General features: G+C 71.3%; 13 protein-coding genes. 8 read left to right on the top strand and 5 right to left on the bottom strand.

The genetic code is table 11. The features are described from left to right. Window positions 1-90 precede the first annotated feature (90 nt). From ACGFIR_RS25145 to ACGFIR_RS25125, 5 genes are all read right to left on the bottom strand, one after another. On the bottom strand, window positions 91-1,005 hold the full coding sequence (locus tag ACGFIR_RS25145; RefSeq protein WP_393006492.1) for an ABC transporter permease: 915 nt from the start codon (window positions 1,003-1,005) through the stop codon (window positions 91-93). Continuing rightward, a complete protein-coding gene (locus ACGFIR_RS25140) occupies window positions 1,002-2,273 on the bottom strand; it encodes an ABC transporter permease (protein WP_393006490.1) in 1,272 nt (423 codons plus the stop codon). The genes ACGFIR_RS25145 and ACGFIR_RS25140 overlap by 4 nt, the downstream gene beginning before the upstream one ends. Beyond that, the gene (locus tag ACGFIR_RS25135; RefSeq protein ID WP_393147498.1) at window positions 2,273-3,877 is read right to left on the bottom strand and encodes an ABC transporter ATP-binding protein; all 1,605 of its coding nucleotides are present in this window, start codon (window positions 3,875-3,877) and stop codon (window positions 2,273-2,275) included. Before ACGFIR_RS25135 ends, ACGFIR_RS25140 begins: the two co-directional genes overlap by 1 nt. A gap of 31 nt (window positions 3,878-3,908) precedes the next feature. Next, the gene (locus tag ACGFIR_RS25130) at window positions 3,909-4,991 is read right to left on the bottom strand and encodes a BMP family protein (RefSeq protein ID WP_393006487.1); all 1,083 of its coding nucleotides are present in this window, start codon (window positions 4,989-4,991) and stop codon (window positions 3,909-3,911) included. Window positions 4,992-5,313: 322 nt separating this feature from the next. Continuing rightward, on the bottom strand, window positions 5,314-6,783 hold the full coding sequence (locus ACGFIR_RS25125) for an aldehyde dehydrogenase family protein (RefSeq protein WP_393147496.1): 1,470 nt from the start codon (window positions 6,781-6,783) through the stop codon (window positions 5,314-5,316). Between the two features lie 72 nt (window positions 6,784-6,855). Between ACGFIR_RS25125 and ACGFIR_RS25120 the strand changes: the two genes are divergently transcribed. From ACGFIR_RS25120 to ACGFIR_RS25085, 8 genes are all read left to right on the top strand, one after another. Then, window positions 6,856-7,938, top strand: a complete 1,083-nt coding sequence (locus ACGFIR_RS25120) for an NAD(P)-dependent alcohol dehydrogenase (RefSeq protein ID WP_393006483.1) — start codon at window positions 6,856-6,858, stop codon at window positions 7,936-7,938. Window positions 7,939-8,074: 136 nt separating this feature from the next. Next, on the top strand, window positions 8,075-10,312 hold the full coding sequence (locus tag ACGFIR_RS25115; protein ID WP_393147494.1) for a cytochrome P450: 2,238 nt from the start codon (window positions 8,075-8,077) through the stop codon (window positions 10,310-10,312). A gap of 329 nt (window positions 10,313-10,641) precedes the next feature. After that, window positions 10,642-11,601, top strand: a complete 960-nt coding sequence (locus ACGFIR_RS25110) for an ABC transporter substrate-binding protein (RefSeq protein WP_393006479.1) — start codon at window positions 10,642-10,644, stop codon at window positions 11,599-11,601. Window positions 11,602-11,637: 36 nt separating this feature from the next. Beyond that, window positions 11,638-12,399: an ABC transporter permease gene (locus tag ACGFIR_RS25105; RefSeq protein ID WP_393006477.1), complete on the top strand. Its 762-nt coding sequence runs from the start codon at window positions 11,638-11,640 to the stop codon at window positions 12,397-12,399. Further along, complete coding sequence (locus ACGFIR_RS25100; protein WP_393147492.1) at window positions 12,392-13,285, top strand: ABC transporter permease; 894 nt, start codon at window positions 12,392-12,394, stop codon at window positions 13,283-13,285. The genes ACGFIR_RS25105 and ACGFIR_RS25100 overlap by 8 nt, the downstream gene beginning before the upstream one ends. Window positions 13,286-13,320: 35 nt before the next feature. Further along, complete coding sequence (locus tag ACGFIR_RS25095; RefSeq protein WP_393147490.1) at window positions 13,321-14,097, top strand: ABC transporter ATP-binding protein; 777 nt, start codon at window positions 13,321-13,323, stop codon at window positions 14,095-14,097. 9 nt (window positions 14,098-14,106) lie between these two features. Further along, on the top strand, window positions 14,107-14,502 hold the full coding sequence (locus ACGFIR_RS25090; protein WP_393006471.1) for a hypothetical protein: 396 nt from the start codon (window positions 14,107-14,109) through the stop codon (window positions 14,500-14,502). After that, entirely contained in the window at window positions 14,499-16,151 is a 1,653-nt protein-coding gene (locus ACGFIR_RS25085; RefSeq protein ID WP_393147488.1) for a GMC oxidoreductase, read from the top strand. Before ACGFIR_RS25090 ends, ACGFIR_RS25085 begins: the two co-directional genes overlap by 4 nt. Window positions 16,152-16,280: the final 129 nt, after the last annotated feature.

Genomic DNA, 16,280 nt, shown 5'->3' with positions numbered 1-16,280 from the left:
GCGACAGCATGGCGGGGCGCACCGGCGAGCCGCCGTACCGGAATGTGCTGCGGTACGGCGGCGCCGCCGGACCCGGCGTCGGCGGAACGGTCAGACCGTGCCGCGGTGGAACGGCTTGGCCAGGGCCCTCGGCTCCTGGTCCTTCGTGGCGAAGAAGAGCATCGCCAGCAGGGCCAGCAGGTACGGCGCGGCGATCAACAGCTGCGAGTTGACGGTGATCCCCAGCGCCGGCAGCGCCAACCGCATCGCGTCGGCCAGGCCGAACACCGCGCAGCCGATCAGGGTACGGCGCAGCCGCCACGCCCCGAAGATCACGGCGGCGATCACCAGATAGCCCCGGCCGGCGGTCATGTTCTGGTTGAACGAGCCCACCTCCCCCACGGCCAGGTACGCCCCGCCGAGCCCGGCGAGCAGCCCGCAGAACAGCAGCGCCTGCCGGCGACGGTGGTTGACCCGGATCCCGCTCACGTCGGCCGACTGCGGGTTCTCCCCGACCGCCCGCAACTCCAGCCCCCAGCGGCTGCGTTCCAGCAACCACCACGTCAGCGGGATCATCACCAGCAGCAGGTACACCGGCCAGCGCTGCACGAACAGCAGCGGCCCGACAACCGGGACGTCCCGCAGCACCGGCAGGTCGACCTGCCACACCTGGTGCCCGGTGAAGCTGCTGATCGTGATCAGGTAGCTAGTGAGGCCGAGCACCAGGGCGTTGAGCACCAGGCCCACCACGAACGTGTTCATCTGCGCCCGGTGGGAGAGGTTGGCGTGCACGAACGCCACCGCCATCCCGACCAGAGCGCCGGCCAGCAGCCCGACGCTGGCGCTGCCGGTGGCGCTGGCCACCGCGACCGACCCGAACGCGGCCCCGAGCATCATCGCCTCGACGGAGATGTTCAGGGTGCCGGCGCGCTGGGCGACGTACTCGCCGCAGGCGGCGAACGCCAACGGAACGGTGAGCCGGGCCCCGCTGGAAAGGATGGTGGCGATGTTGTCGGCGGCGCTCATGACGGCCTGCCCTCCATGACGTCTTGGCTGCTCGCGTGACCGGGGTCGCTGGCCACGCCGGCGACCTGCGCGCGGTCCGGCCCGGCCGCGGCGTCGTCCCCGGCGGTCGGGGACGCTGCGCGGGGAGGCTCGACCGGGGTGGTGGCGCTGGTCCCCGTCGCCGTGCCCGCCCGGCGCCGACGCAGCGCCGCGACAAGCACCGGGGGCGCCACGAAGGCCAGCACCAGCAGCGCCTTGACCACGTCGACCAGGAAGGACGGCACGCCGGTCGAGGCGAGGAAGCCGCCGCCGGCCCGCAGGACGCCGAACAGCAGCGCGACCGGGATGGACAGCAGCGGGTTGTTCCGGGCGACCAGGGCGACCAGCAGGCCGTCCCAGCCGATGTTGAGCGACATGCCGGGTTGCAGCCGGTGCGTACCGACCGGGCTGGTCAGCAGCAGCGCCCCGGCCAGGCCGGCCAGCGCGCCCGAGGTGGCCAGGGCCAGGCCGCCGAGCCTGCCGACCCGCACACCGGCGTGCCGGGCGGTCACCGGGTTGAGGCCGAGCATCTTCAGCCGGAAACCCCACCGGGTGCGGACCATCGCCACCGCGAGCGCGACGGTGACCAGGACAGCCAGGATCAGCCCGGCGTTGACCTGAAGGTTCGGGAACTCGCCGAACGAGCCGAGCCAGGCGTTCGCGGGCAGCGGGTTCGACTGCGGCGAGATCACCCCGTTGCCCATCCGGGACTCCTGCAACAGCCACGGGGTGTTGACCACGAACGCCACCAGCTGCTGGGCCAGGAAGGTCATCAGCAGGGTGCTGACCACGACGTTGACTCCCCGGAACCGGTACATCAGGGCGCTGAGCCCGGCCCAGGCGCCGGCGGCGAGCAGCGCCGCCAGCAGCACCAGGACGAGCAGCAGCGGCCCGGGAAGCGCCAACCGCAGCCCGACCCAGGCGCCGGCGAGCGCCCCGATGAGGACCTGCCCCTCCTGGCCGATGTTGAAGAATCCGGAGCGGGCGCTGACACAGGCCCCGACCGCGACCAGCAGCAGCGGTGCGACGTACAGCAGGGAGTTCGTCCACGCCGACTGGGTGGCCATGCCGCCCTGATAGAGCGCCTTGCCGGCAGCGGTCGGGGATCCACCGGTGGCCGCGATGAGCAGCGCGCACAGGCCGACGGAGATGGCCACGGTGACCACCGTGGCCGCGCCGACCTGCCAGCCGCCCACCCCGGGACTGAGCCGGTGCAGCAGCCGCCGGCCGGTGGCGTCGGTGACGGCCATCAGTGGCTCACCCCGCCCACCAGCATGCCGAGACGTTCGGCGGTGGCCTCAGCGGTGGCAAGCACCCCGACGATCCGGCCGGAGGAGATCACCGCGATCCGGTCGGCGAGGGCCATCACCTCCTCCAGCTCGGTGGAGATCAGCAACACCGCCACCCCTTCCGCGGCAGCGCGCCGCAACCGCAGGTACATGTCTTCGATGGCGCCGACGTCCAGGCCGCGCGTGGGCTGCGCGGCGACCAGCACCCTGGGGCCGGCCGACAGCTCGCGGGCCAGGACCACCCGCTGCTGGTTGCCGCCGGAGAGGCTGCGCACCGGGGTGTCCGGCGACGGCGCGACGACGTTGAACTCGGCCATCTGCCGGCGGGCGATCCTGTTCATCCGCCGGCGGCTGAGCACCCCCCGGGTGCAGACCCCGGCGAGGGACTTCATCACCAGGTTCTCCGCGATGCTCATGTCCAGCACCACCCCGGAGCGGTGCCGGTCCTCGGGCACGATGCCCAGGCCGGCGTCCTGCAGCGCGCCGGCGCGGGCCAGATCGACCGGCCGGCCGCCGACCTCCACGGTGCCGGAGTCCGGAACCACCAGCCCGGAGAGCAGGTCACCCAGGGCGGCCTGGCCGTTGCCCTCCACCCCGTACAGGCCGACGATCTCGCCCGGGGCGACGTCGAGGCTGAGCCGGTCAAGCAACGGCAGGCCGCCGACCAGCACCCTGATCTCGTGCAGCCGCAACGCCGCCGGTCCGGCCACCGACGCGGTCGTCTCCGCCGGCGCGGTCGCGTCCGTGGGGGCGGGGCTGGCCGCGGGGGCGGGGCTGGCTGCGGGGGTGGCCACCGGCAGCAGTCCCAGGGCGGCGCTCTCGCTCTGCAGCGACACCTCCCGGCCGACCATCTGCCGGGCCAGCAGCTGCGGGGTGGTCTCCGCCGTCGCCGCGTGGAACACCACGGTGCCGCGGCGCAGCACGGTCACCCGGTCGGTCGCCGAGATGATCTCCGCGAGCTTGTGGCTGATCAGGATCACCGCGCGGTTCTCCGCCTGCACCACCCGGCGCAGCACGGTGAACAGCTCGGCCGACTCGGCCTGGGTGAGCACCGAGGTCGGCTCGTCCAGGATCAGCACGGACGGGTCGCGGCGCAGGCACTTGATCAGCTCGACGCGTTGCCGTTCCCCGGCGGAGAGTTGGTAGACCCGGGCGTGCGGGTCGATCGGCAGCCCGTACCGGCGGGCCACCTCCGCCACCTGCGCGCAGGCGGCGGCCCGGTGGACCCGCCCGGCATCGCCCAGGATGACGTTCTCCCAGACGGTGAGGGGCTCGATCAGGCTGAAGTGCTGGTGCACCATGCCCAGACCGAGATCGGCGGCGACCTGCGGGGTGGAGATCTCCACCGGTTCGCTGCCGCGCAGGATGGTGCCGGCGTCGCGCTGCACCAGCCCGAGGAGGATCTTCATCAGGGTCGACTTCCCGGCCCCGTTCTCGCCGAGCAGGCCGTGGATCTCGCCGGGCCGTACGGCGAGATCCACGGCGTCGCAGGCGACGACCGGACCGAAGCGCTTGCTGACCCCGCGCAGGGTGAGTGCCGGCGTCACCTGGTCGTCAACGTCCACAGTCCGTAGCACCTCGTAGGTCGTGGCCGGGTCAGGAGCCGAGCCGGTCGATTTCCGCCGCGATGTTGATCTTTCCGCTGGCGATGTCGGCGACGAACGTCTCCATCTGCTTGGCCAGCTCCGCCTTGTCGGCGCAGAACTTGATCGCCGGGTACGGGTCGACGCCGAGCCGCCACTTCTTCGTGGTGCCGAGGGTGAGCTGACCGTCGGCGAAGAGGTTCAGCGCGCTGGTGAAGTACACGCCCGGGTCGTAGATGACCGAGATGTCGAAGCGCGGGTCGGTCGAGGCGCACCGGTCCGTGCCCGGGGTGAGGGTGACCATGTTCCGGCTGTTGGCCAACTTCGTGGCGGCGTCGGTGGCCCCGCCCAGGTACGGGAAGATCACCTTCGCGCCCTGGCTCATCTGCGCCTGCACGGCCTCCCGGGCCTTGGCCGAGTCGTCGAAGTCACCGGTGTAGGTGGTGACCACGTCGGCCTGGGGCACGGCCATCCGGATGCCGGCCTTGAACCCCTTGGCCGCGTTGATGGCGAAGTCGACCTCGAGCCCGGTGACGAACCCGGCCTTGGTGGCGTTCTGCTCCTTCATCAGCAGACCGGCGGCGTAGCCTCCGGCGAACGCGGCGTGACTCGGATCGTCGTTGGAGAGCATCACCCGGGGGGTCTGCGCGATGTTCTCCGACGACGGCACGTACCAGGCGGTCTTCGCGCAGACCGGCTCCTCGGAGGCGGGGATGGCGTCCTTGAGCTCGGAGGCCCCGAGCGCCACCATGTCCACGCCCTGCTGGCACAGGGCCCGGGCGGCGTTGAGCGCCTCGCTGAGCGGCACCTTGCCGCGCTTGATGATCTCCCAGCCCTTCTGCTTGGCGAAGGTCTCCGCGCCGACGACGAAGCTCTCGTAGTAGCCCTTGTCGTTGATGTCGCCGGGGCTGAGCACGCCGATGACGACCTTGCCGTCACCGTTGACGTCGGGCTGGCCGGCGAGCACGGTGGTGGTGCTCTGGCCCGCCGAGGCGCCCGGGGCGGTCGCGTCGTTGCTGGCGCAACCGACCAGGGCAAGGCTGACGGCGGCGGTGGCGGCCAGCGCCGCCCGGCCTCGTCCGATACGTGTGAGCATGGTGGGTCCCTTCGCCTTGGTGGTGGTGGTGCGCCGACACCGGCGGGCACGGCGGAGCGGCGCTGGAGCAGGTCGAGGTGGTGGAGCGCGGCGGCGGGCACCTCGACGACCTCCGCCGGTCCGGACCCGGGGTCGGGCGGACAGCGCAGGCGCAGGACGTCAGGGCCCGTCCGCACCATCACCCGCCCGGCCCGCCCGCCTGGGTTACAGTCCAATATGCCGTCTTGAATTGTGATCGGTCTCGCATTAGCGAGGTACTTTGCCTGCGGCTCGGCGCTCTGTCAACGCCTCACCAGGCGTTACGCGAACCGCTCCCGCCCGGTCACGCCGAGGGTCGATCGAGCAGGCGGACCGCGACCGCCTTCTCCTGGGTGTACTCGCGCAGGGCCGCGTAACCGCCGCCGCGGCTGAAGCCGCTCTCCTTCTGCATGTTGAAGGGAAAGCCGATCACCCCGGCGTCGTGGAACTGGTTCACCGCCACCTGTCCGCTGCGGGCCTGCCCGGCCACCCGCAGCGCGCGGGACACGTCGCTGGTCCAGATGCAGGACAGCAGCCCGAAGTCGGTCTCGTTCATCAGCGCCACCGCCTCGGCGGTCTCCCGGAAGCCCTGCACGGCCAGGACCGGTCCGAAGACCTCCTCCCGCACCAGCCGCATGCCCGAGTCGACCTGGTCGAAGACGGTCGGCGCGACGAACCAGCCGTCGCCGAGCGCCTCGGTCGCCTTCTCCCCGCCGGTGACCAGGCGGGCCCCGGCGGCTGGCGCCTCGGCCAGGAAGCCGCGCACCCGCTCGTACTGGGCCTGGCTGACCAGCGGCCCCATGTCCAGGTCCTGATCCCAGGGGCCGGTCCGCACCGCGGCCATGCCGGCGGCGACGCGCTCCACCACCTCGGCCCGGATCGACTCCTCGACCAGCAACCGGGAGCCGGCGTAGCAGTTCTGCCCGGCGTTCTCGGTGATCGAGGCGACGATCGCCGGGATGGCCGCGTCCAGGTCGGCGTCGGCGAAGACGACGTTCGGCGACTTTCCGCCGAGTTCCAGCTTCACCGGCACCAGGTTCTCGGCGGCGGCCCGCATGACCGCCCGCCCGGTGACGGTGGAACCGACGAAGCTGATGTGCCGGACGCCCGGATGACCGGTCAGCGCGGCGCCCGCCTCGGGTCCGAGGCCGGTGATCACGTTGAGCACCCCCGGCGGCAGGCCGGCCCACTGCGCCAGTTCGGCCAACGCGAACGGGGCGAGCGGGGCCACCTCGGAGGGCTTGAGCACCACCGTGTTGCCGGCGGCGAGGGCCGGCGCCACGTTCGCGGCCGTCAGCACGGCCGGCACGTTCCACGGCAGCACCACGGCACAGACCCCGTGCGGCTCGAGCCGGGTGTAGCCGAAGAAGTCCGGCGTACGGCTGGGCAGGGTGACCCCCGTCAGCTTGTCGGCCGCCCCGGCGAAGTAGTCGATGATGCCGTGCGCGATGTAGACGTTGAGGCGCCCGGCGGACCGGGGCTTGCCCACGTCCCGGGCCTCGTACGCGGCGAGGGTCTCGACGTTGGCGGCGATCAGGTCGGCCCAGCGGCGGAGGATCGCTCCGCGCTCGCTGGGGCTGGTCGCCGCCCAGGCCGGAGCGGCTTTGCTGGCAGCGGCGACGGCACGGTCGACGTCGACGGCCCCGCTGCGCGGCACCGCCTGGATGCGCTCGCGGGTCGCCGGATCGAGCACGGGCACCTCACCGCCGTCGGCAGCGGGTGCCCAGACCCCGTCGATCAACTGGTGGGCAGCGGAAATGTCCAGGTCAGCCATGGGGGCATCCTTGACCCTCCGTGTTCCGCATGTCAATATGCTGTCTCGTTTTGCGATACATAGGGAGTCCTCGTGCGAATTACTGCTGCGGTACTGGAAGAGGCGGGTGGCCCGTTCACCCTCCGGGACGTCGACCTCGCCGGCCCGGGACCGACCGAGGTGCTGGTCCGGGTGGACAGCGTCGGCATCTGCGGGACGGACCTGGAGTTCGCCACGTTCTTCCCCACTCCGGCGGTGCTCGGCCACGAGGGCAGCGGGGTGGTCGAGCAGGTCGGCGACCAGGTCACCGGCATCTCGATCGGCGACCACGTGACGATGAGCTTCGCCTCCTGCGGCACCTGCCCACTCTGCCTGAGCGGCAGCCCGGCGTACTGCCACCACTTCGACGCCGTCAACTTCAGCGGCCGGCGACCCGACGGCACCTCGGCCCTGTCCCTCGCCGGCGAGCCGGTCAACGGGCACTTTCTCGGTCAGTCGTCGTTCGCGAGCCACGTGGTCGCCCCGGCCCGCGCGGTGGTGCCCATCGACAAGCAGACCGACCTACGGGTGGTCGGGCCGTTCGGCTGCGGGTTCGGCACCGGCGCAGGTGCGGTGCTCAACGTGCTCCGCCCGCCGGTCGGCTCCTCGTTGGTGGTCTTCGGCGCCGGCGCGGTCGGTGTCGCGGCGATCATGGCCGCACGGGTCAGCGGCTGCTCGACCATCACCGCCGTCGACGTCAACGCCGACAAACTGGACACCGCCCGACTGCTCGGCGCCACCCACGGCGTGCACTCGGCCACCGAGAACCCGCGCGAGCTGCTGCGAGCCATCGCCCCGTACGGCTTCGACTTCGCCATCGACACCACGGGCCGGGAGGACGTGTTGCGCACCGCCGTCGAGTCGCTCGGCCCGCTGGGTCGCGCCGGCGTGGTCGGCGTCGGCCCGAGCGAGCGGATGAGCTTCGAGTGGCGCAGCATCCTCAACGGGCGCAGCGTCACCGGCATCATCGGTGGCAGCAGTCTGCCCCAGGTGTTCCTGCCCCGCCTGCTCGACCTGCACGCCGCCGGCCGGTTCCCGGTGGACCGGTTGCTCACCCACATCCCGTTCGAGCAGATCAACGAGGCGGTGGCGGCGGTGCGCGCCGGCGCGGTCGGCAAGGCCGTCCTGACCTTCTGACCAGGCCATCTACCAGACGAAAGTCTGATGATGAAACATTGTTGCGCAATGTGAGACACATTACGCTCGGCATCTGACACACCCAGTGGCGCGGCTGGGAAACACCGCGCGACACCGCAGCTGTGGAGTCCCCACCATGACTGACACCCCACTCGTCGCGCCGCCCGTCCCGGCAGCCGACCGCTTCGACCACCATTCCGCCGGGTGCAACGCCGACCCTGTCGGCTACTACCGGGCGTACCGGCAGAGCTGCCCGGTCGGACGCACCGACGCCCACGGTGGCTTCGTCTACACCACCCGGTACGCCGACGTGGTGCGGGTGGCCCGTGACGACGACACCTTCTCCTCCGCCCGGTCCACCGCCGGCGGCGCAGGCACCGCCATCGTCATCCCCCGCGGCCCGGGGCTGGAGCAGTACCCGATCGAACTGGACCCGCCGGCCGCCACCGACTACCGGAACCTGATCAACCCGCTGCTCACCCAGGAGGCGGTCGCGAAGCTCGCGCCGATGGTCGCCCGGCACACCACCCGGATCATCGACGACTTCATCGCCCAGGGTTCCGTGGATTTCGTCCGCGACCTGACGAATCCGCTGCCCGCCGCGGTCACCCTGGACTGGCTCGGCTTCCCCGAGGCCGACTGGGCCCGCCTCGCCGGCCCGATCCACGACATCTTCGCCGCTCTGCCCGGCAGCGAACGCGCCCGCCGCGGCGCCGAGGGACTGGCGTACATGGATTCCCGGATCCGCGACCTCGTCCAGGAGCGCCGGGCGGAGCCGACCACCGACGCGGTGAGCTACCTGGCCAACCAGCGCCGCGCCGACGGCGAGTTGTTCGACGTCGACGAACTCGTCTCGGTGATCGGGCTGCTCATCGCCGGCGGGGTGGACACCACCACCTCGCTGACCGGATCCACGCTGGTGCACCTGAGCCGCCACCCCGAGCAGCGGCAACGCCTGATCGCCTCCCCCGACCTGCTGCGGACCGCCACCGAGGAGTTCCTGCGGGTCTTCGCCCCGTCGCAGTCGATGGCGCGTACCGCCCGGGCCGACGCCGACGTCGGCGGCTGTCCGGTGGCCGCCGGGGAGCGGATCCTCATCCCCTGGGTCGCCGCCAACCACGACCCGGCCGTCTTCCCCGACCCGGAGCAGGTCCGGCTCGACCGCGACGCGGCCCGGCACCTCAGCTTCGGCATCGGCAGCCACCGCTGCGCCGGGGCTCACCTGGCCCGGCTGATGTTCCAGGAGATGATCACCCAGGTGCTCACCCGGCTGCCCGACTACCGCATCGTCGAAGCGGGCCTGGTCGGCTATCCCACCCGGGGCAACCAGAGCGGCTGGGACGCCATCCCCGCCGTGTTCACCCCCGGCCCCCGCGCCGCCGGGACGACGGGCGGCGCCGCTCCGGCCGGCCCGGCCAGGGACCTGGACCTGGTCGTCACGGCCGTCACCCCGGCCGCCACCGACGTCATCGAGGTACGCCTGGCCGCCGCGACCGGCGACCCGCTGCCGGCCTGGGCGCCCGGCGCGCACCTGGAGGTACGGCTGCCCTCCGGGCGGATCCGGCAGTACTCGCTGTGCGGCGACCCGGGCGAGACCGACCACTACCGCATCGGCGTGCTGCGCGAGCCCGCCGGCCGGGGCGGCTCGGTCGAACTGCACGCGCTGGCCCGCGCCGGGGCCGCCCTGACCGTGCGCGGGCCGCGCAACCACTTCCCGCTCGTCGACGCCGACGAATACCTCTTCCTCGCCGGCGGCATCGGGATCACCCCGGTCCTGGCCATGGTCCGCGAGGCCACCCGTCGACAGCTGCCCTACCGGGTGGTGTACGGCGGGCGCAGCCGCGCCTCCATGGCCTTCGCCGACGACCTGCTCGCCCTGGCCGGCGACCGGGCCACCCTGCTTCCGCAGGACGAGGCGGGCCTGCCCGACCTGGCCCCCCTCATCGGGGCCACCGCAGCCGGCACCGCCGTCTACTGCTGCGGGCCGAGCGCGATGATCGGTGCGGTGGAACGCGTCTGCGCCGCGGCCGACCGGGCCGGCCAGCTGCACGTGGAGCGCTTCACCGCCGGCGACGATCTGGAGGTCCACTTCGACACGGCGGCCGACACCGCCTTCGAGGTGCACCTGGCCCGTACCGGGGTGACCCTGCCCGTGCCCCGGGACAAGCGCCTGATCGAGGTGGTGCGCGAGGCGGTGCCCGGCCTGACCTACGACTGCGAGAAGGGCTACTGCGGGGCCTGCGAGACCCGGGTCCTCGCCGGCACCCCCGAGCACCGCGACTCCCTGCTCACCGCGGAGGAACGGCTCGCCGGGCGCAGCATGATGATCTGCGTCGGTCGGTGCACGTCGGAGCGGCTCGTTCTCGACCTGTGACCTTCTCCCGCCAGCCCGCGCAGTGGGACTGGCAGGGCTGTGGCCGGCATCGGCACCCGCGCCCCCGGCCGATGCCGGCCACAGCCTGACCCGAATGCACGGCTATGTACCGATTCTCAGCCCGCTTAGGACGTCGCGCGGACGCCCGACGGCACCAGGTCGACGTCTTGCCCTGCAAGATGGCATTACGCATAACGTTGACTCCGGCCTGGGGCCGTGCCACCCTCTCACCCAACAGACCCCCTGAGAGCAGCGCCACATCGAGCGGCGGCCGCCATCAGGACAGAAGTGCCAGACCCCCCTTCGCACTTGGTCGAGGAGAATCTCAAATGAAGCGATTCGCGTCGGTGACACTGATAGCCACCATGGCCCTGGCGGTCGGAGCGTGTAACTCCGACAGCTCCGGCTCGGACGGGACCAACTCGGGCAAGCTCCGGGTCACCACCATCGGACTGTGCAACGAACAGATCGCCTGGGGCATCGATCAGAAGATGTTCGACGGCTTGGACGTCGAACTCGTGCCGGTGCAGAGCGGAGCGGCCGCCCTGGCCGCCCTGACCGCCGGTGAGACAGACGTCGCGTTCGTCAACGCCCTGACCTCCTTCACCGCGATCGGCAAGGGCGAGCCCGTGCAGATCGTCGGCAACAGCGCCCTGTCGACCGAACAGGCCAACGGCCTGATCGTGAACGCCAAGAGCGGCATCACCTCCGTACGGCAGTTGCAGGGCAAGACCATCGCGATCAACGGCCTCAACTCGATCGGCCACGCGATGACGAACTACTGGATCGAGCAGGAGGTCGGCGAGAAGTCCACGGCGAAGTTCACCCAACTGCCGTTCGACCAGCTGCTGCCGGCCGTGGTCGGCAACCGGGTCGAGGCCGCGCAGGTCACCGCGTCACAGGTCAGCGAGGGCCAGAAGGCCGGCACGACCGTGTCGCTCGGCAACCCCTTCTTCGTGCGGACCGGCCCGATCCCCACCGCGTTCTACCTGGCGAAGTCCGAGTGGGTGCAGAAGAACCCGGACACCGCGAAGCGGTTCGCCGACGGCATGCAGAAGGCCTCGGAATCGGCGAACGACCCGGCCAACGACGACAAGCGCTTCCCCGTCCTGGCCAAGTTCTGCAAGAAGCCCGTCGACATCATCAAGCAGGAGCCGGAGTCCGACTACGAGGGCAAGGTCTCCATGGATCCGTACCGGGCGCTCGTGAAGGTCCTGGTCGACCAGAAGCTGATCCCTGGCGAGACCAAGTGGGAAGACGTCGTCCCCGCCTTCGCACGCCAGGCCTAGACCGGTGCCGCGGCTGCCCGCACGGAGGAGGAGCACATGTTGAAGAGGTTGACGGGCATCGGCCTCGGCCTGCTGGGGATCGCGACGGTCCTGCTCGGGTGGCAGATCCTGCACCTGCTGGAGGTCGTTCCCAGCGGGTCGCTGCCGAGCCCGTGGGCCGTCCTGACCCACTTTCCCGACCTTCTCTCCGACGGAGAGTTCGTCGTCGGCATCGGGAACACCCTGCTGGCATGGATGCTCGCGCTGGTCATCACCTCCGTGACGGGCGTCGCGGCGGGTCTGCTGACCAGCACGACGCCGGGTCTGGCCCGGCCGAGCGCGGTGGCGGTGAACGCCTTCCGGTCGATTCCGGCCACCGCGCTCATCCCGATCGCGATCCTGCTGTTCGGGCTGGGCGTCGAGATGAAGGTGTCGGTCGCGATCTACGCGATCTTCTGGCCGGTGCTGATCAACACCGTCTACGGCGTGGCCAACACCGAACCGATGCGCCTCGACGCGGCCCGCTCGATGCGGTGGTCGTGGTGGCGCAGGCAGCTGTACGTCGTCCTGCCCAGCGCGCTGCCGTCGATCACCACGGGCATCCGGATCGCCTCCGGCACCGCGCTCGTCGTGGTGCTGTCGGCCGAGCTGTTGGGCGCGAAGTCCGGTGTCGGCACGGTCATGCTGCGCTACCAGAACGCGCTCATGGCCGAGTTCGTCTACGCCGGCGTGCTGTGCATCGGCGCACTTGGAGCAATCATGTACACCTGTATCGCCGCCGCCGAGCGGCGCATCGTGAAGTGGGCCCCCGTTGGCTAGCCCCGTCGGCCACGCCAGCGCGGAGGCGGCCGAACTGACCAAGGTCCGCGCGCTGCGGCAGGTGCCCCCGTCGGTACGGGTGCGCCGGGCCCTGCGGCGGATGTCGGCCTCGATCGCCAACGTCTGGCTGATCGCGATCGTGCCGCTGCTCTGGGAAGCGGTCGCGCGCACCAGCCCGACCAGGTACTTCCCCCCACTGTCCGAGGTCATGGCCGAGTTCAAGGTCATGTGGCTGTCGTCCGACTGGCAGCGGCTGTTCCTGTCGGACCTGTTCTACGACACGGTGGTACCGAGCATGTCGCGGCTGGCCCGCGGTTGGGGGCTCGCCGTCGTCGTCGGCATCGTCTGTGGCTTCATCATCGGCCGCAGTCGACTCACGGCACGGATGTTCCATCCGGTGATCAGGTTCTGGATGGCCACCCCCAAGGTCGTGCTGCTGCCGATCGCCGTGCAGATCTTCGGCATCGCCGACAGCATGAACATCTTCCTGATCTTCTTCGGCACGGTGTGGCTGATCCTGATCAACACGGCCGACGGCGTGGCAGGGGTGGACGCGGCCTGGCTGCGCAGCGCCCGCAGCATGCAGCTGAGCCGACCCACCCTCTACCGGAGGGTGCTCCTGCCCGCGGCGTCGCCGCAGATCTTCACCGGGCTGCGGGTCAGCATCGGGATCGGGCTGATCCTGGTCATCGTCTCCGAGCTGTACGCGACGACCGAGGGTCTCGGCTACCAGATCGCGATCTTCCAGAGCACGTTCGAGTACGTCAGGATGTGGTCCGCGTTCCTGCTCATCGCCTTGATCGGCATCCTGCTCAACATGGCCTTCACCGCCTTGGAGCGGCGTGCGGTGCGGTGGCAACGGCGAACCGGACTGGGCGGTCTTTGATGACGGGCGCACAGAAACAAGGAGAAGCGACCATGATGCTCACAGCGGATGGGGTGTCGAAGACCTACGGCGACCGACTCGCGCTGGAGGCGACGTCGATCGAGATCTTCGAGAAGGAGTTCGTCTCCATCGTCGGACCCTCCGGCTGCGGCAAGTCCACCCTGCTGATGATGATGGCCGGGCTGTTGCCACCGTCCAGCGGGCAGATCACCCTCGGCGGCCAGGCCGTCACCAAGCCCCCGATGGGCCTGGCCGTCGTGTTCCAGGACTACTCCCGTTCGCTGTTCCCGTGGCTGACCGTGCAGCGGAACCTGGCGATGGCGGCTGCGGCGTACAAGTTGAGCAAGGCGGAGGTGCGGGAGCGCGTCGACAACGCCCTCGTCGCGGTCGGCCTGCCGGACACGCATAACCTCTACCCGTACCAGATGTCCGGTGGCATGCAGCAGCGCGTCGCCATCGCCCGCGCGCTGATCGTCCAGCCGCAGGTCATGCTGATGGACGAGCCGTTCGCGGCGGTGGACGCCCAGACCCGGGCCGACCTGGAGGACCTGGTCCTGCGGGTACGTGACGAGTACAAGGTCACCGTGGGGTTCGTGACCCACGACATCGACGAGGCCGTCTATCTCGGTGACCGGGTCGTCGTCCTGGCAGCCAACCCCGGCCGCATCATCGCCGACCTCGCGGTCGATCTGCCGCGCCCACGGGACCAGGTCCAGACCAAGCTCGACCCGGAGTTCGCCCGGCTGCGCAGCGAGGTCTTCCAGCTGGTCATGCGGCCGAAGGCGGCCAAGGAAGCCGCCTCCACCCACTGAGGAGCACACGTGCCCCAACCTGACGTCGAGGCCGGCCGCCCCGACGGCGGGCCGCTGGACGCCGCGGAGTCCGCAGTGCTGGCCCGCCTGCTGGACCGCGTCCTGCCGTACCCGCCGCAGCCGGGCGGTCCGGTCGTGGCCGACACCGTCGCGTACGTGCAGCGCCGGCTCACCGCCGAGGACTGCGCCTGGGCGGCGGCGCTGCGCGCCGCGCTCACCGCGGCATCCGGGCGGGAGGAGCAGTGGCTCGCCACGGCCGAGACCGAGTCCGGCGAGCTGTTCGAGCGGCTGCGCGCATGGGCGTGGGACGGGTTCCTCGCCCACCCACGCTGGGGCGTCAACCGCGGCGGGCTCGGCTGGGCCTACTTCGGATGGGCGGGTCCACCCCGAGAGCGAGAGTCATGATTATCGATGAACATGTCGACGTCGTCGTCGTCGGCCTGGGCGCCGCGGGCGGCACGATCGCCGCGGCGCTCGCCGAACGCGGCCTCGACGTCGTCGGGCTGGAGGCCGGCCCGCAGCCGGCCCGACCCGACGACTACACCGACGACGAACTCGTCAACTCCGTGGACCGCAAGCACCTGTGGACCGACCCGGAGGTGCTGGACTTCGAGGGTGCCGCGACGACGGCGACCTGGCTCAAACGCAACCGCGGAGTCGGCGGCCCCTTCGCCTGGAGTGGCTTCGCGTACCGCTTCCACCCGTCCGACTTCCGGGTCGCGAGTACGGTGGGGATCCCGGACGGCTCCTCGGTCGAGGACTGGCCGATCGACTACGACGAGATGACGCCGTGGTACGAAGCGGCCGAGCAGTTGATCGGCGTCAGCGGTGACGCCGGGACCTACCCGTTCGAACCGCCCCGCCGCGGGCCGTTCCCGCAGCGGCCGGTCCGCCGGGTACCCGGCACGACCCTCCTCGACGACGCCGCGCGGTCCCTGGGCTGGCACCCGTACCAGCCGCCGGCCGCGATCCTGTCGGCAGCTCGCGGCGAGCGGTCCGGGTGTTCCCGCTGCGGTCTGTGCACGAACTACGCCTGCCACCGCGACGCCAAGGCGTCCTCGAGCGTCTTCGCGCTGCCGCTGGGGCTGCGGACCGGCCGGCTGCGGCTCGCCGGTGACACGCTGGTCACCGAGGTCGTCTGCGATCCGGTGAGCGGTCGACCGCGTGGGGTCCGTTACCTGCGCTCGGACGGCACCGCCGGCGAGCAGCCGGCCTCCGTCGTGGTGCTGGCCAACAACGCGGTCTACGTGGCGAAACTGCTGTTGCAGAGCACGTCCACGCACCACAGACGGGGGCTCGGCAACGACTCCGACCAGGTCGGCCGGCACCTGACGTTCCATACCGGCGGCGTCGCCTGGGGCGTCTACGACGAGCAGTTGCACGTCGACTCCGGCCCTGCCCAGCAGGTCGCCGTCGACGACCTGAACGAGGACCGCCCCTGGCGTGCGGGAGCCGGCTTCCGGCGAGGAGGAGTGCTGCACGGCGGCATGCCGGTGTCGTTCGCGGGCGGACCGCTCCTCTTCGCCCGCGCGCTCGGCGGCATGGCACCGCTGCCGGCGGGAGTGCCCGCCTACGGTCAGGGCCTGATGGAGTTCGCGGCACACGCCTACACCCGGCACCAGGCGGTGTACTCCCTGGGTGAGGACCTGCCGCAGGCCGACAACCGGGTCGTGCTCGACCCGGAGCGGAGGGACTCGGCCGGCACTCCCGCGGTGCGGATGCGGTACCGCCGGCACCCGGAGGACATCGCACAGATCGAACACCTCGTCGCGGCGAGCGTACGACTGCTCGAAGCCTCCGGAGCGACGATGATCGCGAGCGCTCCGTCGGCGGTACCCGGCGGGATGTTCGCGGGCCACGCGCACGGCACGACCCGGATGGGAACGGATCCCGCCACCTCGGTGGCGGACGACCGCGGCCTCGTGCACGGCACGACGAACCTGTTCGTGGCAGGCGCCGGACTGTTCGTCACGGGCGCCGGCCTGAACCCGATGCTGACGATCACCGCGTTGGCGCTGCGCGCCGTCGACGCCATCGCCGACGCCGCCCGCTGAGCCGCAGGCGGTCACCGCACATCCGACTCGACTCCAGCATCTCGGTGGGTCCCCGGCCACGCGTGCGGCGCATGCGCGGCCGGGGACCCGATGTCGTACCGCAGCCGGTCCGCGACGCCGTCGCCTTCG

Origin of the sequence: Micromonospora sp. NPDC049051 (assembly GCF_043197575.1) — a bacterium.
In the GTDB taxonomy this organism is placed as follows: Bacteria; Actinomycetota; Actinomycetes; order Mycobacteriales; family Micromonosporaceae; genus Micromonospora.
The sequence above is the reverse complement of the archived record's forward strand: the minus strand, read 5'-3'. Positions and strand labels throughout refer to the sequence as shown.